Annotated in this window: 19 protein-coding genes; 3 read left to right on the plus strand and 16 right to left on the minus strand. The window is 65.1% G+C overall.

What is annotated here, in order from left to right:
* Window positions 1-2 precede the first annotated feature (2 nt).
* From msrB to MYCSM_RS12735, 6 genes are all read right to left on the minus strand, one after another.
* Window positions 3-416 (minus strand): peptide-methionine (R)-S-oxide reductase MsrB, encoded by a 414-nt coding sequence (gene msrB, locus MYCSM_RS12710; protein WP_015306562.1) that lies wholly within the window; start codon window positions 414-416, stop codon window positions 3-5.
* Window positions 413-8,578 (minus strand): AAA family ATPase, encoded by an 8,166-nt coding sequence (locus MYCSM_RS12715; protein ID WP_015306563.1) that lies wholly within the window; start codon window positions 8,576-8,578, stop codon window positions 413-415. The genes msrB and MYCSM_RS12715 overlap by 4 nt, the downstream gene beginning before the upstream one ends.
* A gap of 2 nt (window positions 8,579-8,580) precedes the next feature.
* Window positions 8,581-9,648, minus strand: coding sequence for an oxidoreductase family protein (locus MYCSM_RS12720; protein ID WP_015306564.1), 1,068 nt, complete (start codon window positions 9,646-9,648; stop codon window positions 8,581-8,583).
* A gap of 112 nt (window positions 9,649-9,760) precedes the next feature.
* Window positions 9,761-11,050 (minus strand): arabinofuranan 3-O-arabinosyltransferase, encoded by a 1,290-nt coding sequence (gene aftC, locus MYCSM_RS12725; RefSeq protein WP_015306565.1) that lies wholly within the window; start codon window positions 11,048-11,050, stop codon window positions 9,761-9,763.
* 21 nt (window positions 11,051-11,071) lie between these two features.
* Entirely contained in the window at window positions 11,072-12,637 is a 1,566-nt protein-coding gene (locus MYCSM_RS12730) for an alpha/beta hydrolase (RefSeq protein WP_041311969.1), read from the minus strand.
* A gap of 55 nt (window positions 12,638-12,692) precedes the next feature.
* Window positions 12,693-13,466, minus strand: a complete 774-nt coding sequence (locus MYCSM_RS12735) for a pyrimidine reductase family protein (protein WP_015306567.1) — start codon at window positions 13,464-13,466, stop codon at window positions 12,693-12,695.
* Between the two features lie 34 nt (window positions 13,467-13,500).
* Here MYCSM_RS12735 and zapE point away from each other — a divergent pair, with 34 nt between their 5' ends.
* Window positions 13,501-14,538, plus strand: coding sequence for a cell division protein ZapE (gene zapE, locus MYCSM_RS12740; RefSeq protein ID WP_015306568.1), 1,038 nt, complete (start codon window positions 13,501-13,503; stop codon window positions 14,536-14,538).
* Here the strand turns inward: zapE and MYCSM_RS12745 are convergent.
* Genes MYCSM_RS12745 through MYCSM_RS12775 form a run of 7 tightly spaced genes read right to left on the minus strand, consistent with a single transcriptional unit; the run spans window position 14,514 to window position 18,436 of the window.
* Window positions 14,514-15,044, minus strand: coding sequence for a GNAT family N-acetyltransferase (locus tag MYCSM_RS12745; protein WP_015306569.1), 531 nt, complete (start codon window positions 15,042-15,044; stop codon window positions 14,514-14,516). The two genes, zapE and MYCSM_RS12745, sit on opposite strands and share 25 nt — an antisense overlap.
* 4 nt (window positions 15,045-15,048) lie before the next feature.
* Window positions 15,049-15,576, minus strand: coding sequence for a hypothetical protein (locus MYCSM_RS12750; protein ID WP_015306570.1), 528 nt, complete (start codon window positions 15,574-15,576; stop codon window positions 15,049-15,051).
* Between the two features lie 46 nt (window positions 15,577-15,622).
* Window positions 15,623-16,045 (minus strand): PPOX class F420-dependent oxidoreductase, encoded by a 423-nt coding sequence (locus MYCSM_RS12755; RefSeq protein ID WP_015306571.1) that lies wholly within the window; start codon window positions 16,043-16,045, stop codon window positions 15,623-15,625.
* A gap of 41 nt (window positions 16,046-16,086) precedes the next feature.
* Entirely contained in the window at window positions 16,087-16,680 is a 594-nt protein-coding gene (locus MYCSM_RS12760; RefSeq protein WP_015306572.1) for a methylated-DNA--[protein]-cysteine S-methyltransferase, read from the minus strand.
* Window positions 16,677-17,159, minus strand: coding sequence for an RNA polymerase sigma factor (locus MYCSM_RS12765; RefSeq protein WP_015306573.1), 483 nt, complete (start codon window positions 17,157-17,159; stop codon window positions 16,677-16,679). Before MYCSM_RS12765 ends, MYCSM_RS12760 begins: the two co-directional genes overlap by 4 nt.
* Before the next feature lie 35 nt (window positions 17,160-17,194).
* Complete coding sequence (locus tag MYCSM_RS12770) at window positions 17,195-17,908, minus strand: Clp protease N-terminal domain-containing protein (RefSeq protein ID WP_015306574.1); 714 nt, start codon at window positions 17,906-17,908, stop codon at window positions 17,195-17,197.
* Between the two features lie 51 nt (window positions 17,909-17,959).
* Window positions 17,960-18,436 (minus strand): SRPBCC family protein, encoded by a 477-nt coding sequence (locus tag MYCSM_RS12775; RefSeq protein ID WP_015306575.1) that lies wholly within the window; start codon window positions 18,434-18,436, stop codon window positions 17,960-17,962.
* A 75-nt stretch (window positions 18,437-18,511) separates the two neighbouring features.
* Here MYCSM_RS12775 and MYCSM_RS12780 point away from each other — a divergent pair, with 75 nt between their 5' ends.
* Window positions 18,512-18,868: a helix-turn-helix domain-containing protein gene (locus MYCSM_RS12780; RefSeq protein WP_015306576.1), complete on the plus strand. Its 357-nt coding sequence runs from the start codon at window positions 18,512-18,514 to the stop codon at window positions 18,866-18,868.
* A 12-nt stretch (window positions 18,869-18,880) separates the two neighbouring features.
* Here MYCSM_RS12780 and MYCSM_RS12785 read toward each other — a convergent pair whose 3' ends face one another.
* The 3 genes from MYCSM_RS12785 to MYCSM_RS37145 form a co-directional block, all read right to left on the minus strand.
* Window positions 18,881-19,303: a hypothetical protein gene (locus tag MYCSM_RS12785; RefSeq protein WP_015306577.1), complete on the minus strand. Its 423-nt coding sequence runs from the start codon at window positions 19,301-19,303 to the stop codon at window positions 18,881-18,883.
* 103 nt (window positions 19,304-19,406) lie between these two features.
* Window positions 19,407-19,565, minus strand: coding sequence for a hypothetical protein (locus tag MYCSM_RS37140; protein ID WP_157681322.1), 159 nt, complete (start codon window positions 19,563-19,565; stop codon window positions 19,407-19,409).
* Window positions 19,566-19,731: 166 nt separating this feature from the next.
* On the minus strand, window positions 19,732-19,890 hold the full coding sequence (locus MYCSM_RS37145) for a hypothetical protein (protein ID WP_015306579.1): 159 nt from the start codon (window positions 19,888-19,890) through the stop codon (window positions 19,732-19,734).
* A 407-nt stretch (window positions 19,891-20,297) separates the two neighbouring features.
* Between MYCSM_RS37145 and MYCSM_RS37150 the strand changes: the two genes are divergently transcribed.
* Window positions 20,298-20,459: a hypothetical protein gene (locus MYCSM_RS37150; RefSeq protein WP_157681323.1), complete on the plus strand. Its 162-nt coding sequence runs from the start codon at window positions 20,298-20,300 to the stop codon at window positions 20,457-20,459.
* Window positions 20,460-20,492: the final 33 nt, after the last annotated feature.

Genomic DNA, 20,492 nt, shown 5'->3' on the forward strand with positions numbered 1-20,492 from the left:
GATCAGCTATTGGGCACCAGCCGCAGCGAAATCGAGTTGATGCAATAACGCTGGTCGGTCGGAGTGGGATAGCCCTCGCCCTCGAAGACGTGGCCGAGGTGGCTATGGCAGTTGGCGCACAGGACCTCGACACGATGCATGCCCAGCGAGTCGTCAGACCGCAGGATCACCGCATCAGAGTCGGCCGGGTCGAAGAAGGACGGCCAGCCGCAATGGGATTCGAATTTCTCGCTGCTGCGGAACAATTCGGCGCCGCACGCCCGGCACTCGTACACGCCCTCGGTCTTGGTATCGGTGTACTCGCCAGTGAACGGCCGCTCGGTGCCCGCCTGACGAAGCACGTGGAATTCCTCCGGGGTGAGCTTCTTGCGCCACTCGTCGTCGGTGAGCTGCAGTTTGGGAGCGGGTGTGGTCATGATTCCACGCTAGCCCGCTGCTCGGCGTAAGCAAACGCGGCGGCCTCGTCGTCGAGGTCGAATTCGCGCTCTGACGTCATCTGTCCGTCGCGAAACTCGGTCACGCTAAGCCGTGTCCATACATATTGCTCGCCATCCTGACCGACGGCCTCGCGATCCGTGCGGCTGACGCAACATGTCGGCGATACCCAGCGAACGGCCCGATGGCATGTTCGTGCCCGGGCGACCGTCGTGTTGAAATCCTCGATGAAGGGGCGAGCCGCCGTGGCCGTCGTGTCCGCAAACGCGGAGCTCGACCGCATCTCGAAGCGCATCTCGGGGGCGGTGAGTTCGCCGAACAAGCGGTCAAGGTCGCCGCGGTTCAGAGTGACCAGCCACTCGGTCTGAGCCGCACCTGCGTCGGCGAACGCCGCGCCTTCCTCTGAGTAATAACGCCGGTCGAGCTCGCGGTACGCGCCCTCGAAGTCGTCTTCTTCGAAGCGGCCCTCATAGACGAACAGCCCGGTTTCGTCGACCTCATGAACGATCAGGTATGTCGTCTCATATCCCGCGTCATTCGACCAGCGGCTCCAGCCCAAATGAAGGTGCTCTCCCCGGACCGCGAGCGTTCGGCTCTCGAACTGGTTGTACTGGGCCAAGATGCCTTCGACGGCGGATCGCACGCTGCCGAGTGGATTTCCGCCCAGCCGCCGTCGATCGTCGTACACGAACTGATCGCAGTAGCACGCCGCCATGCCGTCGACATCGTGGGCCTGAGCGGCTCCGCCCACGGCATCCCATGTCTGGCTGGCGCGGTTTACGACTGGTAGCCGGGTGGTGGCCGTACGGGCCCGCTGCTCGGCGTAGGCGAAGGCGGCCTCCTCGTCCTCGAGTTCGAAAATGCACGTCGATTCGAGCTGACCGTCGCGAACCTCCAGTGAGGTGATGCAGCTCCAGACATACCGTTCGCCGTCGAGTCCGACTGCTTCGCGCTCAAAGCGACCGACCATCGACGTCGGGGTCGGCCAGCGAATCGCCGAGTGCCAAGACCGCACTGATTCGACCATAGAGCCGAACTCCTCACGGCTGGCGCGAAACTCCACCCCGGAGCGATCTCCGAAAACGGACCGAGACCGATTCTCGACGCGAAAGCCGGGGGAGGTGAGGTCGCCGAACGCACGATCGAGGTCGCCCTGGTTCTCGGCGGCAAAAAACTCCGTTGTCACAGCGCCCGATTCGGCACTCGCTGCACCTTCTCCGGCGTAGTAGCGTCGCTCGAGCTCGCGGTACGCGGCCACGAAGTCGTCTCCGTCGAAGCGGCCTTGGTACTCAACGCGTCCGACATCGTCGACCTCGCACACCGTCAGATAGGTCTCTTCATTGCCGTCGTCGTCCCACCAGCGGCTCCAGCGTAATTCCAGCCGCTCACCTCTGACGGCCAGCGTGCGCGATACGAGGTGCGAATATTGTGCGAGGAGGCGCTCGAGCGCACGTCGCATCGCGCTGAGACCGACGAAAGGGTCGCCGCTGAGGTGTCGATGGTCCTCGTAGACGAACCGATCCGATGAGAGTGCGAGTGCACCGTTGACGTCGCGAGTTTGCATCGCCCGCACTGAGATATCGATTACCTGACTTGCTCTGTTCGTGACGGCGAGCCGGCTGGTAGTCGCCCGCACGCGTTCCTCGACGTAGGCGAACGCCGCCGCCTCATCCTCGAGCTCGAAACGGCAGAGCGAGACCAGCCGCCCGTCGCGGATCTCGGTTACGTGAAGCCTTGCCCACGTGTACTTTTCGCCGCCTTGTCCGATGGCCTCCCGCTCGAGGCGGGCGATGCCCCACTCGGGCGACAACCAGCACAACGCGGAGCTCCAGGACTTAGTCGAGGCGACCATGCCGTTCAGTTCCTCGAAGGTGGCGCGGAACTCGGCTGCAGTGGGATCTCCGAAAACCGACAACGACCGATTCTCGACGCGCAAGTCGGGGGCGGTGAGCTCATTGAAGAGTCGGTCGAAATCGCCTCGATTCAGCGCAGTCACCCATTCGGTGCCGACTGCGCCCCCGGCGGCGAATGCCGCGCCTTCGCCTGCGTAGTAACGGCGTTCGAGTTCGCGATACGCGCTCTCGAAATCATCCCCGTCAAAGCGACCGTGATAGTCGATCCGACCATCGTCGTCCACTTCGAACACGGTTAGGTACGTCGCCTCGTTCCCGTCGTCGTCCCACCATCGAGTCCAGCGCAATTCCAAGCGCTCACCTCGGACGGCCAGCACGCGCCCCTCGATGTGTGGGTACTGCTCGAGAAGGCGCGCCGATGCCTGGAATAACTCTGCGGTGCTCTCGATGGGATCACCGCTCAATCGGCGGCGATCGTCGTACATAAAGTTTTCTGAATGCAGCGCAACGGCACCGCGGACATCATTGCCTTGCATCGCCCGCAACAACGTATCCACCATCTGGGTCGCCCTGTTCGTGACAGCGAGTCTGCTGGTGGTGGCCCGCACCCGTTCCTCGGCCAACGCGAATGCGGCGTCTTCGTCGTCGAGCTCGAAACGCCATGCTGCAGCGAACCGCCCTTCGCGGATCTCACTTACGTGAAGCCATGTCCACGTGTACTTTTCCCTGTCGAGTCCCGATGCCTCTCGCTCGAAGCGAAGGACGACAATGGTGGGCGACAGCCAGCACATGGCCGAATTCCACGACCGCGACCAGGTGACCATCGCGTTGAGCTCATCAAAAGCGCCGCGGACCTCAGCCGCCGAGCGATCGACGAAGACCGATCGTGATCGGTTCATGACGCGCATATCGGGGGCGGTGAGCTCACCGAACAATCTGCCGAAGTCGCCCTGGTTCAACGCGACTACCCATTCAGTCTCTATGGCGCCCCCCTCGGCGAATGCCGCGCCCTCGCCTGCGTAGTAACGGCGCTCGAGTTCGCGATAGGCACCCTCGAAGTCGTCTTCGTCGAAGCGGCCGTCATACGTCACCCGGCCGTCGTCGTCAACTTCTCGCACGTGCAGATACGCAGTTTCATTGCCTGCGTCGTCCGAGAACCGACTCTGGTGTAGTACCAGGCGTTCACCTCGAACGGCCAACGTGCGCCACTCGATGTACGGATACTGCGCGGCCATGCGCTCCACAGCAGTCCGCATTGCGTCAGCGCTCTCGATCGGGTCGCCCCGGAAGCGGCGGCGATCGTCGTACACGAAGGGATCAGCGTAGGCCGCAACAACGGCGTCGTGATCGTGTGTTTGCATTGCGCGCCAAGTCATCCCAGTGGCGTCGCTGGCGCTATTGCTGACCGCAAGCCAGCTGGGCGTTGACCGCACACGTTCTTCTGCGTAGGCGAACGCCGCTTCCTCGTCTTCCACATCGAACTGGCAGGCTGACACAAGCCGACCGTTGCGGATCTCGCTGACGTGGAGTCGAGTCCATGAGTAGTGCTCGCCGTCGTGGCCGATGGCCTCGCGCTCAAAGCATCCAACAACCACTGTCGGTGACAACCAAACCAGCACCTGCAGTAATGTCCGCGCTGATGTGACCATCGCGTCGAGGACACCGATGCTTTCGCGAAACCCCGCGGCGGACAGATCTGGCAGAGCTGAGCGCGAACGGTTCTCGATGCGTATGTCGGGAGTGCTGAGTTCGCCGAGGATGCGGTCAAGATCACCCCGGTTCAGGGCCATCACCCAATCGGTGACAGTGGCACCCGGTTCGGCGAATGCCGCACCTTCTCCGGCATAGTAGCGGCGCTCGAGTTCGAGGTAAGCGCCCTCGAAATCGTCGTCATCGAAGCGGATGAAATGGCTTACCCGTCGGTCGTCGTCGGTTTCAATTATGTAGAGGGTCGGCGTCTGGTTACCGTCGTCGTCAGACCAACGACTCCACAGGAGATGCAATCGCTGACCGCGCACCGCCAGAACGCGAAACTCGAACCGGGTGTAATGCTCGAAGACGCGCTCGATTGCAGTGCGCATCGCATCGCGGGTGACGATGGGGTCACCGCTAAGGCGTCGCCGATCGTCGTAGACGAACTCATCGGCGTAGGCGGAGAGCGTGGCGTCGACGTCATGGGCCCGCGTCGCTTCGATGAACGCAGGCAAAAACTCGCACGACTCGTTTGTGATCGCCAGGCGGCTCGTGGTCCCGCGAAGTCGGGTCTCGGCGTAGGCGAAGGCGGCGGTCTCGTCTTCGAGGTCGAAGCTGCAGACCGCTGCGATTTGACCGTCGCGAATCTCGCCCGCGCTGAACCATGCCCACGCATAATTCTCGCCGTCCGGCCCGATGGCTTCGCGTTCGAATCGACATACCATCACGGTCGGCGACAGCCAGATCACCGCGGAGTTCCACAACCGCGCCGATGCCACCATCGCGTTGAGCCCCTCAAAGCCGGTGCGAATCTCGGTGGCGTAGTCGTTGGTGAAGGGGGCGCGGGAACGATTCTCCAAGTGTGCTTCTGAACTGATGAGTTCTCCGAACGCCCGGTCAAAGTCGCCCCGGTTCAGCGCTGCCAACCACTCCGTGATGACGCCTCCCGCGTCTGCGGAGACCACCCCGTCTCCGGAGTAATAGCGGCGGTCGAGCTCGCGGTAGGCGCTCTCGAAGTCGTCCTCGTCGAAACGGCCCTCGTAGGCTAGCCGTCCGCTTTCGTCGATCTCGTGCACAAGCAAATACGTTGACTCGTAGCCGGCGTCATTCGAGACGTGGCCTAGACTCATAACTAAACGCTCACCGCGTACCGCGAGCACGTGGCTGTCGAATCGGCTGTAGTGCAGCAGGATTCGTGTGAGAGCAGAGCGCATTGCGGTGTTGTCGGGGATAGGTTCACCGCTGGTGAGTCGCCGATCGTCGGACACGAACGGGTCGGAATAACATCCGATGGCGGTGTCGACATCACTTGTGAGCATCGCTTTGACGAGATCCTCCACCGTCTGGCTCGCCCGGTTCCTCAATGTCAGACGTGACGTTTCCGAACCTGCCTCAGATGCTGGCGCGGCTGCAACGGCGGGCCCCAGGCCGCGGTCGATCGGACTCGCCACTTCCTTAGCCGCGTACAGTGATTCAGCTTCCGCGCGAGCAGCATTGGCGCCCTTGGCATCTCCGGCAGCGGCCAGCACTCGGCTCAATGCGAGACAAGCTTCTGCGTGGTCAAGCACCAGGTCGGTGCCCGCAGCGACCGCAACCGCATCGCGGGCCATCGCGGCGGCCTCGTCGTGACGGCCTTGTGTCGCAAGAATCTCGGCGCGCACCGCCCGCCATGCGATGGCCGTCTTCAGATTCCGGCCTGCGAGGTGCTCGCTCTCTGTCGCGTACCGGTCGGCTTCGTCAAGCCGGCCTTGGACGAGTACCGATCTCGCGAGAAGTGCTGCGGCCTGACCGGCATCGGCGCCTACCCCGAGCGCATCCAAACCCTCGAGGGCAGTTCGGAAGTGGGGTTCGGCGGCGATCGGGTCGCCTTCCATCGACTCGATGATGCCTGCGAACAGTTCGGTCTCCATCAGCCCGTGCCGCAGGCCGAGATCGGCGACCACCTGCCGGGCGTCGGCAAGCATCGTGCGGGCCTTGTTCGACCGGCCTCGCAACATTTCCAGAACTGCCAAGCAGCGCAGCGACGTTGCCTCGAGTGACGGTGCGGCCGTGGTCATTCGCTGCATCCGAACCACGTCGAGGCAACGGCCGCCGGCCTTCGGCACGGGGCTCGGCCCCCATAGCGCGGCCCCGGGCGCGGCGCCAAGGGCGGCAGTGATCTGTCGGTGGTCCCCGCTTCGGCGCGCTGCGATGAGCGCCTCGAACAGGTCGCCTTCGCAGTCGCCGATCCGACCGAGGCGGGCCCGCGCGCCCGCCCGCACCCGATGCGCCTTCGCCAAACCTGCCGGATCGTTGCGGCGGCTGAACTCGTCAATGGCGCTTTGCAGGCGGGTGTCGACTTCCAATAACCGCTCCGGGGAGGTGTAGACCACGAACTGGCATCGATAGCAGGTCGCCCATGGCGCCAGCGCGTCGCCTGCGATGCGGTCGAGCTCATCGACCAGTGGCCCTCCGGCGGCCACGTCGCCCGCCGAAAGGAAAGCCTCGCAACCGATCAGCAGCAGTTCGGCGTGCAGCGATTCGTCAGCGGCCGCCAACGCTGCACCGTGAGCGGCCTGGGTGCCCGCAGAGACCAGCTCGTCGCGATCGAGGGCCCGCCGCGCCGATGCGGCATAGCGGTGGGCCGACCGCAGGGCGAGATCGCCAGTGGGGGTGCCCAATTCGAGTCGATAGGAGTGCGCGGCTTCCAGATTCCGGGCGATGATCTCGTCGGATTCGAACGCCACGCCTGAGCCGCCCGCTTCGACCCAATCGGCCAGCCGCTCGTGCAGATCCGCGCGGTCAGACTTCAGCAGTCGACGGTAGGCCACGTCGCGGATGAGGACGTGGTGGAAGCGCCAGACCGGCTCGTCGCCGACGTAGGCCCCACTGGGTTGCGCGAGTTCGAGGCGTCGAAGCCGGTTGAGGGACACCATGATCTCCGCTGCGCTTGCACGGGCGAGGGCGGACACCGCCTCGGGCGAGAAGTCGTTGCCGATTACCGATGCGACTTCCAGGACGCGACGGTCGGAGGCGTTGAGCCGTTCCAGTCGTGACGCGAGCAAGGCGTGGATCGTCGGCGGGATCGTGATCGCGTCGACGTCGATCGCAAGCCGCCAGCCCGTCGGCTCCTGCACCAGCACACCGTCGTGTGCGAGCATGCCGATCAGTTCCCGTACGAACAGCGGATTGCCTCCGGTCGACGACGGCAGCCGGTGCAGAAGTTCGGCGGGCAGCGCAGTCGCTCCGAGCACCTTGGCGGCGAGTTCGGCCGTTGCGTCGGCGTCGAGGCCGTCAAGGTGCACTGCCCCGGTTACCCACCGGCTAACGGTGCCGAGGTCGGGCCGGATCTCGCGGAGTTCGGGCCGTGCCAGGGCCAACAGCAGTATCGGCGCTTCCTGCACCCATTCCACGAGGTGCTCGATGAAATCCAGCAAAAGTGCGTCGGCCCATTGAATGTCGTCGAGAACCAAGATGACCGGGCAATCGGAAGCCAGCACCTCGACGAATCGCCGCAGTGCCCAGAAGTTCTCTTCGACCGAGCCTGGGACGCCCGTCACCAAGCCATTGAGGTCGCGCAGCAATCGGTCGCGCTCGGGAATGCTTGGGGGAATATCGGTTTCGAGATCGCTGGACCTCAGCACCTCCACGATCGGTGCCAGGGCGACCGTCCCCGCGACGTCGCACCGGACCGGGATGGTGCGCGCATCGCCTAGCGCACCGGTGAACTCCGCTGCCAACCGGCTCTTTCCGACACCGGGGTCGCCTATGACCGTGATCATCCGCGCCGCCCGTGCGGCGACGACCTCGTCGAGTACCGCCTGCAATCGCCGCGCCTCCTCGGCCCGGCCGACGAATGGAGTGGCATCGGTGTCCGACCGGCGGCCGAGCCACTGGTACACCGCAACTGGCGCGCTCCGCCCCTTCACCTGCACCGCGCCGAGCGACTCGTACCCGTGCCGTCCTCGTGTGGACCGCCAGGTTTCCTCGCCGACCACGACCCGTCCGCGCGGGCATTCAGCCTCGAGTCGGGCTCCGACGTTCAGCGCGTCGCCGACGAGGTCGGCATCGCCCGCCCCGACGACGACCTCGCCTGTGTTCACCGCAACGCGCAGCGCGAGTTCGACCCCATGGATTTCGATGACCATGGCTGCGAGGTCGACGAAATGCTCCTGCAACTCAACAGCGGCTTCGACGGCTTTAGCGGCGTCGTCCGGGCCGATCTCGGGCACACCCCAGACGGCCATGAAGCCGTCGCCGATGTACTTCGTCAGGCCCGCTCGGTGGTGCTCTGCGGTCGAGCGCAGTAGGTCGTGGTAGCGGCCGATGACCTCGCGCGCTGTCTCCGCGTCGACCTGCTCCTCGAAGCCGGTCGAACCGGCCAGGTCGGCGAACATGACAGTCACGGTCTTGCGGACCGGTCCTGCAGCCGGAACACCTTGTGGCACTTGACTGTCCAGCGGTGCACCGCACCCGCGGCAGAATCGCGCGCTTGCGCGGGCTTCCATACCGCATGTGGCGCACTCGCGGGCGAGTGACGCGCCACAGCCCTCGCAGAAGCGGGCGTCCTCCTCATTCGGTGTCCCGCAGGCGGCGCAGGTGCGGCGGTGCTCGACCATGGTCAGTCCGGCCTTAACGCAATGGCGTCGTGGTCTTCGATTGCCGTTGCGGCGCGATCGAGCATGACGCGCAACAGATCGAGTTGACGGTCGTTGGCGACGTCGATCCGGCCGGCGCCGATCACCGGGTAGCCGAAGCACCACGCCATAGTGAGCCGGTAGTCGCGCCGCAATTGCTCTCGGGGATAGTCGATTCCGTGTTCGGAAAGACGCTCGGCGTATCGCTCGAGTAGCCGATCTTCGCAACTGCGGCGAGTTTCAGCGGTGAGGCTCTGGCTCAGGAAGTAGCCGACGTCATACGCGCCACGGCCCCTCGCGGTGATCTGCCAGTCCAGCGCGGTCACCGGTGGGTCGCCACCGTCGACCGCAAAAAATAGTTGATCGAGCCGGAGGTCTCCATGCAGGAAGGTGTGGGGCGGGCGCGTGAGTTCGGTTAGGAGCCAGGGCATCAGCGACGGGAGCCTTTCGCCGTAGTCACGCAAAGTGGGGGAAAGATCCGACCCGAGACGCTCGAGGAATACTGGCCAGCCAGCCGTGTAGTTGCCGATGGCGACGTCCGGGAACGGCGGAGTGCTGTACGGCGTCAGCCACCGCAGCGACGCCAGGCGGTCGTTGGCCCACCAGTACGCGTGGTGACGGGCGATCGCGTCGATCACGATCTCGGCGTCCGCCGCGCTGCATCCGACGGTCTGGTCGGCGAGCCGAAGCCGACCCAGATCTTCGAGCACAAGGACGAAATCGTGGGTCGCCTCGTCGAAGGCGGCGAAGTGTGGGCGCGCGGGTGGCAGGGGATTGGCGATGCCAACTTGTTCGTAAAAGCGGACCTCTCGGAGATAGAAGTCGGCGGCTTCGCAAATTTTCAAGCGGACCTGGTTGTCGAGTGTGGGCAGTTTGACGATCACCGACGCGGGCACGTCCGGTCCGCCACGCAGATGGACGCGGAACAACCGGCCTAGCAGCCCGACGCCGATCGCGATCTGCTTGATCTCACATCCCCGCACGTCAGCCTGCAGTGCTTCGCTGAGCCAGGTTGGCGTTACAGATTGGGGATCGACTGGAATCCTCGGCATACGCTTCGCCTCCCCGTGGCGCCCCCCGCCAGCGAATCAATCCTACGAGATCAGGGCTCCATCAGGGCTAATACCGGGCCCGAGGTCGTCGGGATGGCAGACACACTGGCGTTTAAGCCGGCACGGGCTCCTTCGGCGTCACCCATGTCGGATCGATACCGTCGTCGAGCCTGCCGTCGGCCTTCGCATCGAGATAGCGGAAGTAGAGCACGCAGAAGACGACGATCAGCATCAAGCACCAGCCGTAAGTGAACTTCATGTACTCCAGGAAGCGACCGGTCGTCGGCCAGTGCCCGAGTAGCCACCGGTCCGCACTCATGAACCCGTAGATCGCCAGCCACGCCGGCCAGTTGCGAATCACCGAATTCGGCAGGACCACCGTCATCAAGAACGGGAACAGCATCATCGAGTAATAGCCCTGGCCCAGCGACAAAACCAGGTATGACGCGATCAACAGCACACCTGACGACGTTGCCATCCAGAACAGCGGATCACGCGCGCGGTAGTAGCGGTACAGCAGCCAGAGGCTGGCGATCGCCAAGGCCAGAAACGCGATGCGCAGCAAGAAGATCAGCCACCCTGGCAGCCCGTAGTAAATCCCATTGCCCTGAATCGAGCTGTTGAAATAATCGCGGATCGAGAAGATGTACGGAATCGTGCCGCGGACGAAGTTCATTGGATCGCTCACCATGAACCAGCCAATGACGTTGAACACGACCGGCACCACCACAGCGGTCACCAGCGCCCGCCACTGCCGGTTCAGCAACGGCAACAAAAGCAGCGGTCCCAGAAGCGGTTTCACCACGAGCGACAGTCCGATCGCCACGCCTGCCCACCACTGGTGATTGACCTTGCCGTCGAGCAGCCAGCGGAAGAACAACACCTCGAGTAGCAGGATGCAGCCGTTGATGTTGCCGAAAACCAGTGTGTTGACCACGCTTTCGGTGCAGAACATCGCGACGAGCAGAGCGGGCAGCGCCACCGACGTCCACGAAAACTTGAACAGCTGCACCAGCAGAACTGCCGCAATGACGATCGCGATCGTGTTAAACGTGATGAACCAGTACCGCGACGCGTCGACCGGCAGATAGCCGAAGGGCGCCATGATCAGCGTGCCGCCGGGCGGGTAAAGGTAGTGCGGGTCGACCTGGTCGAAGTGCTCGTTGTAGATGTCCCAGCCGCGCTTGAAGTTGACGACCGCGCGGTACACCGGGCCGTAGTCGTCGGTGATGTAGCCGTTGGTGGCCAGCACGTAGCTGCGGTGGATGATCATCAGGATCGCGATCGGCCAGAGAATCGACCGCAGCACCGTTGCGACGCTTGGGGCTGAGGTGCGGGGTGCAAACGCCTTCAGCAGGCCGGTTCTGATGGAGTCGGGAGCCGCCACCAGCGCACCGTACACCGACAGTCCGAGCGGTCCGTGTCAGGCAGGGCAGTACGTGTCGGTCGGCGGCAGGTTGCCGCTGTCCAGGTAGCCGATGATCGGCGGCAGCGCGCAGTCCGAATAGATGCTGGCACCATGCCCGATGCCCTGCCACATCACCCGCTTGCTGGTGGTGCCTGCGTTGATCACGGTCGCGGCGACGGCCGCCACGCCCTCGTTGCCGACGATCGGGTCGTTCTGCACACCGAGCAGCATCACGGGGATCTTCAGGTTCTTCGGATCCTGCGGCGCCGTTCCGCTCGGCCAGTTCAGGCACTTGACCAGGCTCAGCGCGCCGACGGCGCCGAACTGCGGGTACAGCTTGGGCCACGCGACCACGAGCTCGCGGACCCGGTCGGGTGTCGGTCTGTTCAGTGAGTCGCTGCAGCCGTTGACGAATTGTCCGTCGGTCTGGCGCATCGTCTCAGCGGCGGTGATCAGGTTGGTCATCTGGTTCGTGTTGCCGGTGCGAGCCGCGGCCACGGCCGCCGCCAGGTCGTTGCCGGCGTTGACGCGGTCGCCATGCGGGTAGGCCAGTGCCGTCGAGATCGCATCCGCCACCGACGACACCGACGCGCCCGCGGACCCGCTGCCGTTGCGCGCCGACGTCAGCAGCGCATCGATCGCTCCCTTCGGGTCGGGCGCGAGCGGGCAGTTGGTGGCCACGCACTGCGCGGACCACGCGTCGAGCGCCGCCTGCTCACCCTTGATGCGCTGTTCCATCGCGGCCTCGGCGGCGATGCCCAGCGGCAGCGGGGAGTCGAGTATCAGCCGGGCCACTTTGTTGGGGTGTGATCCGGCGTAGGCCAACGCGACCTGAGCGCCGTTGCCGATGCCGAGCAGTGCGAGCGTGGGCACATCCCACGTGCTGCGCAGCCGTTCGAGGTCCTCTGCGGCATGCCCGTTGTCGTAGGCCGAATCCCCGGGCGCGATGGTGTCAGTGCAGCTGGTGGTTGCCGTCTGCGTGATGGCGCCGAGGTTGGCGACGGGGTCATCGCCGGACTGGAACTGCGCCTGGTCGATCATCTCCTGGCGGTCGAACAGGTCGCGGCAGTCCAGCGCGCCCGACATGCCGGTGCCGCGGCGGTCGACCGCCACGATCGGATTCGTCTTGAGTACATCGGCGCCCGCCCGTGACAGCCACACCGGCAACTGCGTCGACGACGGCAGGTCCGATCCGGTGGTCATCACCAACGGCCCGGCGTCTTTGGGTGTCTGTGCCGACGTGGCCCTTACGACCCCGATGCTCACCGTTCCGGTGGCGCCGTTGATCGGATCGAGGTCGGCGTCGTAGCTGGCGCAGTCCAGCTTGACCCCGGGCAGCGGCGGTACGGCGGCGTCGTTGAACACGCGCGAGGTGCAGTCCCGCCAAGCCAGGTCGTTCTTCGGCGCCTCGATCGGTGGCGGTCCGGTCGGCGGTTTGGTGGTCTGCGGCGCGCCCTGCGGGCCAGCGCCGGAGTCGGTCGCGTACCGAGGATTGGCGGCCAGACCGGGCGCGCATGCAGCGACGAACGCCAAAACAGCTGCCAAGCTCAGGACTTTTGCGACCTGACGACGCCGATGCATGCTGACCAATGTACTGACGCCGTAGCTGCTGCTCGCGCATGCGCGCGTGGGCGACCTAGACACCCTTGACGTAGCGGCTGTATAAGTAGCCGTCGTCGTCGGTCAACAGGTGGGTGCGCCGCATCTTGGTGTGCACGCTGCCCATCCCGGTGACGATGCGTTTGGACCCGCCCCCGACGAGGATCGGCGCAATGGTCAGGCACAGCTCATCGAGCAGGCCGTCCTCGATCAGCGCGCCGAGCAATAGCGGGCCGCCTTCAGTTAGCACGCGGTAAAGCCCGCGATCGGCCAGGATTTTCAGGACCGTCGCATTGTCGACAGACTCGGGTTCAAGACCTGACGCGTCGATGACCTCGGCCACCGAGCCGAGTCGGCGTCGTGCGTCATCATGGAAGCGGCTGGTGGTCAGTATCAGCGGCGGCACCTCGGTGCGGGTGAACAGCAGTGCGTTCGGGTCGAGGTTGCCCGACCGGGTGACGACGGCGATGGCCGGCACCTCGGCCTGCCCGCGGTGCTGGCGGTCTTGCCGCGCGGCGACGGACAGCTGCGCGCCGGAGTAGTTCTCGATGCGCACGGTGGATGCGCCAACGAGGATCACGTCAGCAGCGTGACGCATCAGCGAAAACACCGCGCGGTCGCCCGCACCCGCAAGGCCGCCTGCCTTGCCGTCGTCGGTGGCGCCACCGTCCAGGCTGGCGATCATGTTGCCGCGCACCCAGCACGACTGCAGATCGTCGGGATAGGCGTACAAGTCGGCGAGCCGGCCGTCGTCCACTGAGTCGACGGACCCAAGCACTGTGAGCGGTATCCCGGCAGCGTCGTCAGGCATAGGGGAAATTGCAGCACGCCGCTAAGGTGCGTGCATGCACGGGTCCGGCGATGTCGCGCATCTGGTCGACCGGCAGCCCAGCGTCACCCCCGAGCGGCTGATCGCCCAGCTGATCCCACCGCCGACTTTCTCCGACGTCAGCTTCGAGACTTACCAGCCCGATCCGGCCGAGCCGACGCAGGCGGCCGCCGTGCAGTCGTGCCGACAGTTCTGCGAGCATGCCGTCGCGCGGCGGGCAGGCAAGAAGAAGTTGTTCGGCAGGCGCGAGGTCTTGCCCGGGGTGGGCATCTACCTCGACGGTGGGTTCGGCGTGGGCAAGACACATCTGCTCGCGTCGTCGTACTTTGCGCTGCCCGGGCCAAAGGCCTTCGCGACGTTCGGCGAAATGACCCAGCTGGCCGGGGTGTTCGGCTTCGTCGAATGCATCGAGCTGTTGGCTGACTACACCGCGGTCTGCATCGACGAATTCGAGCTGGACGATCCAGGCAACACCACGCTGATCTCGCGGCTGCTGTCCGAACTGGTCGCCCGCGGAGTGTCGGTGGCGGCGACATCGAATACGCTGCCCGATCAACTCGGTGAGGGCCGCTTCGCCGTGCAGGATTTTCTGCGTGAAATCCAGGCTCTGTCAAGCATTTTCACGTCGGTGCGGATCGACGGGCCAGACTACCGCCATCGCGATCTGCCGCCTGCGCCCGAACCGCCGAGCGATGACGAGGTGGCGACGCGTGCAGCCCAGATGCCCGGCGCGACGCTGGACGACTTCGACGCATTGTGCGCGCACCTGGCCACCATGCATCCGTCGCGCTATCTGACGTTGATCGAGGGAGTTACCGCGGTGTTCATCACCGGCGTGCATCCGATCGACGATCAAAACGTTGCGCTGCGATTGGTGTCGCTGACCGATCGGCTTTACGACGCGGGCATTCCGGTGGTGGCATCCGGGACCAAGCTGGACACCATCTTCTCCGCTGACATGTTGGCCGGTGGCTTCCGCAAGAAGTACCTGCGGGCGACGTCGCGGCTGTTGGCGCTGACGGCCGCAGGTCAGAGCGGGCGCACCATTACGTAGTCGTTTTCGATACCGGCGCCGAGCCGAAATGTCTTGGTGCCGTTGATCGTAAAGCCCTGCTTGGTGTAGAAGCGTTGGGCGCGAAGGTTGCGCTGATTGACACCCAGCCACACGCATTTGGCGCCCACATCGCTGGCGTATTGCAATGCCGCGGCCATCAGTGCCGCGGAGACGCCCGCGCCGTGACTGCCGGGCAGCACATAAATCTTGGACAACTCGATGGCGGGCCGCAGGGTGACCGCACCCTGGACATCGTCGTCGTCGGGCAACCCGCGAATCAGCATGGCGTAGCCCGTGATTCGGCCATCGTCGCGCGCGGCTAGCACCGCGCGGTCGGGATCGGCAAGATAGTCGGAAAAGCGCGCCTGCGACAGGTTCTCCTCGACGAACGCCGCGATGTTCTCCGGCGTCACCGACGGCGGACAAGCCAACGGAAAGGTGCGCGCGGCGACGTCGGTGAGTTCTGGCAGGTCGGCCTCGACGGCCGGGGTGACGGCAATGGCCACGGCTCTACGGTAGCGGTGCTCCTGGCTGCCAGATGTTCCACTGCGCCAGGTGCTCACCCGACTGGCGATCGAGCAGCACCACGTTCGTCACGAGTGCGCGATAGACCTGCCAGTACACGGCCCCGTTGACCGTTGCCCCCGCCGAGGCATTCACCAGCGCGGCCATCAGCTCGTCCGGGGCGTCGGTGTTCTTCGGCTGATAGGCGTCGGCATAGGGCGTCACGCCGTCGAACGCGAACGACTTGGCCATTGCGAAGGGCGTGGGCGCCTGAACGACGTGGATCGTCACCACTGCCTTCCACGGCCCGCCCTGGTTGATCCATCGCGGCGAACCGGTGGCCGCATACCCCGGCGGTGGGGGGTCGACTGGGAGCACATCGTGGACGGTGACGTCGGCGACGATGCCCTTGAATTCGACGCGCAGCGTATCGCCGAGATTGCCAATTGGCGTCCCCTCAGCCGACGAGGGTGGGGCGACGAAGCCGGCGACGGCCACCAGCAGCGCGATCAGGAGCACGAAGCAGCGGTGCATCCACGCATGATGGCACAAACTGAAACGTGTTACAGCAGGTTGGCTGTTAGGAAGCCGGTGGCCCGAAGCCGCCGACCTTCTCGATCCGGATGCGGGTGAGCAATCCCTCCGGCGCGTTCGGCGGCGGGAAGTGCTCGTCGCTGCCCAGCATCGTCTTGGCCAGCTTCTTCAGCAGCGCGGGCGCGCCGCCCTCCTCGATTCGGGCCGTCCCGGTGATCGCGAGGTAGGGCGTCTGCTGCTGCGGATGCTTCGTCGACAGGATCGTGACGGCGACGCGCGGGTCTCGGCGGATGTTGCGGGTCTTCTGGTACTCGGCCAGATGCGCGGAGACGAGTTCGTCGCCGTCGGGCGTCGACTCCAGCGCCACCCAGACGACGGTCACCTGCGGACTGCCGTCGGGGTTGATGGTCACCAGCGTCGCGTCGGTGCCTTCGCCGATGAGCTCGCGAGCGGCGTCGTTGAGTTTCATGTTCCAGTTCTACCGCTGCGCCCGCAGATAAATTCCCGCTTTCAGGCGGCCTCAAGGTTCAACAGCGTCGATTTGGCCAGCGGCCCGCCGACGTACTGGCCCGTCGATCCGTCGGACCGCACGACGCGGTGGCACGGAATCACGACCGGTAGCGGATTGTGGGCGCAGGCCGTGCCGACGGCCCGAACCGCCCGCGGGCTTCCGATCGCGGCAGCGACGGTCGCATAGCTTTCGCGGTGGCCATAGCCGATCTCGCGCAGATGCTCGATGACGTTGCGGCGGAAGCCTTCCGCGAGCCGAAGGTCGACCGGAACCTCAAAGGTGGTGCGGCGCTTGGCGAAATACTCGTCGATCTGTCGCGCCGCGGCATCCAGTCGTGCCGGCGCGCGCAGCACGCGGGGGCTGATGCGGTCGGCCAGGCCCGCGAGCACCGCGTCGTGGCCCTCGACGTCGTAGGCCACCCGGACCAGTCCTGCGGTCGTGGCCGCCAGCAGGAGCGTGCCGACTGGCGTGTCGATGGTGCGATAGGCGACGTCGAGCACATCGGCGACCTCGGCGGCGCGTTCCAGTCGCTCATGGAGCCGCGTCAGTGCGCCGTCGTCGGCGTCGATTTCGTCAAAAATGTTGGTATTCATCCTGTTTCGTCCTCACGATAGTACTTGCGCAAAGTCTTGAGTCCGTCTGCGGCGGCGCGGCGCGCGGCGTCGGGGGAGTTGCCGAGCAGGTCGGCGATCTCGGCGAACGGCAGCCCCGCGAGGTGGCGGTAGGCCACCGCCTGGCGTTGTTTGGTCGGCAGCCGCTGCAGTGCGGTCCACAGATCGGGGTCACGCGCTGCAGGGTCGGCATGGGTGGCGGGTCGCTCGGGCATCGTGTCGGTCGGCACGGCGCGTCGCGCTCGGGCGCGTCCGACGTCGATAGCGCGGCGGTGGGCGATCGTGACCAGCCACGCCTCGACGTTGGCGTCGGCGGGCAGGTCGGGATAGGCCCGCAACGCCGATAGAAACGTTTCGGACCAGGCGTCCTCGGCGTCGACCGGGCCGACGACGCCACGGCACACCCGCAGCACCGTCGCGCCGTGTTCGGCCACTACGTCCTCGAACGGTCGCACCTTCACATCATGCAGACGCCGCGGCGATCAGTTCTGTGAGATCAGGCTTTGGAATACGCCTCGAGTGCCGCGACGAGTTCGCGCTCGAAGCGGTCCTTGTCGACACCGAGGCGGTGCAGCGTGCCGTCCTCGTCTTCGGCCTCATAGAGCGCCAGCAGGAGGTGTTCGGTGCCGACGTAGTTGTGCCCGAGCCGAAGTGCTTGTCGGAAGGTCAATTCGAGCGCCTTCTTGGCGGCAGTGTTGAACGGGATCAGTGTGGGCCTGTCGTCGACGCGCGGCGGCAGCGTGATGGCCTTGGTCACCTTGTCGGCATTGAGTCCTTGACCGGCGAGCAGCTTGGCGGCCAGGCCGTCCGGGTCGGAGACCAGCCCGAGAACCAAGTGGTCCGGCGTGATTTCGTTGTTGCCGGCCTCGCCGGCTTTGTTCTGCGCGACGAAGACGACGTTGCGTGCTCGGGGAGTGAACCGGGCGAAGCCCGCCTGGGGATCGAGTGCCGCGTCCGCCTTGGGCACGAACCGCTTTTGTGCGGCCTGCTTGGTAACGCCCATGCACTTGCCGATCTCGGTCCACGAGGCCCCTGATTTGCGGGATTGGTCCACGAAATGGCCGATGAGATGATCGGCGACTTCGCCGAGCGTTTCGGCGGCGAGCACCGCGTCGGTGAGCTGCTCCAGCGGTTCCTCGTGCACCTGCTTGATCACGGTGATCAGGTCGTCGAGGCGGACGGGGTAGGAGATCTTGGCGGGCTCGGTCATGGCGTCAACTCTAGGTTGACGCGCTGAATTCGTCAACCGTCGGTTGACGCTTTATGCGCGTGGGTAACCGCGGCGCACCGTGCGGTCGAGGATGCCCAGGGTGGCGCGCAGCGCGCTTTCCGGCACTACCGGGAAGATGTTGGCCTCGCGCCACTGCGGATCGATGTCAGACCAGTCGTAGAAGGACGTGACGAGGGTGCCGCCGTCTGTCGGCTCGAGCCGATAGCCGTAAATGTGCCCGATCTGAGGCCGGATCCGGCCGAGGATGGTCCACGCGATCAGCCGGTCCTTTTCGAACTCGCGGATGGTGACGGTCACGTCGTAGCGGCCCATCGGAAAGTCGTTGAGCGACTCGCGATCCATGTGCACGACGAAGCTGTCGCCGACGGCTTGGGCGGGGTCTCCTTCGGCGTCCTGCAGCATGCCGCTGGCGTCGATGGCGACGTGGCCCTGTGGGTCACACAGTACGGCGAAGATGTCGGCGGCCGGTGCGTCAATGGTGCGCTGGACTTCGATGCGTTCGGTCATGGGCCAGATCGTGTCAGGGCGCAGACCTGTGCCGGGGCGGTTTGAGTTCTTGAGCGCCGGGTATGTGACCGGCTAATGCGGAACTATGTCGAAACCTCTGCTGCGCAACCCAGGACGTTGCGCCGGGCAATCACGTTCATCCACGAAAACGCGCATCGCGACATCGGGCTCAGCGACATTGCGGCCGCGATCAACGTCACCCCGCGGTCGGTGCAATACACCTTCCGCCGTCATCTCGGCACGACACCGCTGGAGTACTTGCGGCGGGTGCGCTTGGATCGCGCACATCGCGATCTGCTGGCCGCCGACCCGTCGGTCGACACAGTGATGGCCATTGCGGGCCGGTGGCGGTTCAGTCACGCGGGCCGGTTCAGCATCGCCTACCGCGAAGCGTTCGGAACCCCGCCGAGTCGGACGTTGCGCGGGGCGTAGCCCGGCGAAGCGTCAGCCCTGGAAGAATCCGTCGCGGGTGAAGAAACCGGGCTGCCAACCTTGCTCGCCGAGGCACAACAGCGGGCGTCCGTCCGGGGTCTGGGCCGCGGCTTGCGGCTTCGGGCACGGCGAGCCGACCTCTTGAACGCCGAACAACTCGTACGTGGTCACCCAGAAACCGGTGGTGACCGGGGGCCACTGATTCGCGATCCACCGGCATTGCAGGGCCTCGCCACCGGGCCCGCGCCCGAACGTGAAGAAGTCCATGTTGTCGCACGGCGCGGCGAGGTGGGCGTCGTAGTTCATGCCGGGCACGTCGGTGGCGTAGTGCCCCGGCTGGTCGAAATACATGTTGTCGTTGTCGGCGACAGCGGCAGGCGCCGTGCACACGGCAGCACCCGCGATCGCGGCGGCGGCGAAAAGTACGCGAATCATGTCCCACCCCTTGGTCGTCCTGACCGGTTGGCCTTCGCGAAGCCTAACGGGTGCGGTCTGGGCCGTGAACGTTTTCCTGGAGCGGACTGCTCGACGCGTTGGATCACTGCACGACGATATCGAGCGGGATGTCGAATCGCTCGTGGGTCCCGTCGACGCGGCGGCTGTACGCATGCCGCCCGCCGCCCGGCTCGATGGGCAGCGTGATCTGCGTCAGCACCATGAACTTCATCGCGCTGGGAAACTGGATTTTCGTCGACAACCTCGGCCTTGTTGGCGAAGAAGGCTCCGGCTAGCCGCATGCCACGGAAGTTACCGTAAGTCACAGCAAACGTCGGGGCAAACTGGATTGGTCAATGCACTAAGGGGAATCGTGCGCGCAGCAATATCGCGCAGCAATATAGGGAGCGCCTTGGCGGTCGGGCGAATCAGACCAGGATGAGGACCACCACGACCATCGCCGCGACGGCGATCGCGCCGACGATCCACACCACCGCGAAGCTCGGCCGCTCGGGTGCGGTCTGCTTGAAAATGCATTCACTCGGATGGTTGCAGTCGCACTGGCGGGTACAGCCGTAAGGGTTCATGTGGGCTCCAGCTGATCAGACCAGTTAGACCCATGATTCGCGCAACGCTTGTTCAAATGCCGCAAATTACCTGCTTAGTTGCGAAACCGTGTCGCGCATGCTGCGGCATTGCACAACAGTGATCATGTTGGCGAGTAAGTCGGCTGCGGCCGGGGCGCTGCGCGAACGATTTGGCGTGCACGTCACGATATCCAATTGCCCATCGTTGTCCGCACCAGGTCGCCCAGCACATGACGCGCCTATTGCGCAACGACGACAGCCATTGCCGCTCGGAGTCTCGGTTCACGACCACGCTGGCAGGACGCTCGGCGCTTCCACGAGGGCGATGCCCGTTAAGCGGCGGGTGCCGAAGCTGGCCAGAAAACTCTCGGTAGTCGACGTTGATAACGACGCCAGGCTCAACCCAATTGACACCCTCACCGCTACGCAAGCCGCTGAACGGCGAAGTGCTACATGCGATTTCGGTCAACCGGGCGCAACTGGCGGCGAAGGTGGCCGGTGAATCCGAAAGCCACATGACCGCAGCACACAAACCGTCCGCTGGCGTCGTGGGCGCCGACCAACAGTGACCCGATGGTGGCCCTGCGGCCGGCAACCCATCC

The sequence above is a fragment of the Mycobacterium sp. JS623 genome (genome assembly GCF_000328565.1).
Taxonomy (GTDB): Bacteria; Actinomycetota; Actinomycetes; order Mycobacteriales; family Mycobacteriaceae; genus Mycobacterium.

What these genes read in the sequence shown, in the direction of transcription:
- msrB (WP_015306562.1), bottom strand. Translation starts at nt 416, where the DNA reads ATGACCACACCCGCTCCCAAACTGCAGCTCACCGACGACGAGTGGCGC.
- MYCSM_RS12715 (WP_015306563.1), bottom strand. Translation starts at nt 8,578, where the DNA reads ATGGTCGAGCACCGCCGCACCTGCGCCGCCTGCGGGACACCGAATGAG.
- MYCSM_RS12720 (WP_015306564.1), bottom strand. Translation starts at nt 9,648, where the DNA reads ATGCCGAGGATTCCAGTCGATCCCCAATCTGTAACGCCAACCTGGCTC.
- MYCSM_RS12730 (WP_041311969.1), bottom strand. Translation starts at nt 12,637, where the DNA reads ATGCATCGGCGTCGTCAGGTCGCAAAAGTCCTGAGCTTGGCAGCTGTT.
- MYCSM_RS12735 (WP_015306567.1), bottom strand. Translation starts at nt 13,466, where the DNA reads ATGCCTGACGACGCTGCCGGGATACCGCTCACAGTGCTTGGGTCCGTC.
- zapE (WP_015306568.1), top strand. Translation starts at nt 13,501, where the DNA reads ATGCACGGGTCCGGCGATGTCGCGCATCTGGTCGACCGGCAGCCCAGC.
- MYCSM_RS12750 (WP_015306570.1), bottom strand. Translation starts at nt 15,576, where the DNA reads ATGCACCGCTGCTTCGTGCTCCTGATCGCGCTGCTGGTGGCCGTCGCC.
- MYCSM_RS12755 (WP_015306571.1), bottom strand. Translation starts at nt 16,045, where the DNA reads ATGAAACTCAACGACGCCGCTCGCGAGCTCATCGGCGAAGGCACCGAC.
- MYCSM_RS12760 (WP_015306572.1), bottom strand. Translation starts at nt 16,680, where the DNA reads ATGAATACCAACATTTTTGACGAAATCGACGCCGACGACGGCGCACTG.
- MYCSM_RS12770 (WP_015306574.1), bottom strand. Translation starts at nt 17,908, where the DNA reads ATGACCGAGCCCGCCAAGATCTCCTACCCCGTCCGCCTCGACGACCTG.
- MYCSM_RS12775 (WP_015306575.1), bottom strand. Translation starts at nt 18,436, where the DNA reads ATGACCGAACGCATCGAAGTCCAGCGCACCATTGACGCACCGGCCGCC.
- MYCSM_RS12780 (WP_015306576.1), top strand. Translation starts at nt 18,512, where the DNA reads ATGCGGAACTATGTCGAAACCTCTGCTGCGCAACCCAGGACGTTGCGC.
- MYCSM_RS12785 (WP_015306577.1), bottom strand. Translation starts at nt 19,303, where the DNA reads ATGATTCGCGTACTTTTCGCCGCCGCCGCGATCGCGGGTGCTGCCGTG.
- MYCSM_RS37145 (WP_015306579.1), bottom strand. Translation starts at nt 19,890, where the DNA reads ATGAACCCTTACGGCTGTACCCGCCAGTGCGACTGCAACCATCCGAGT.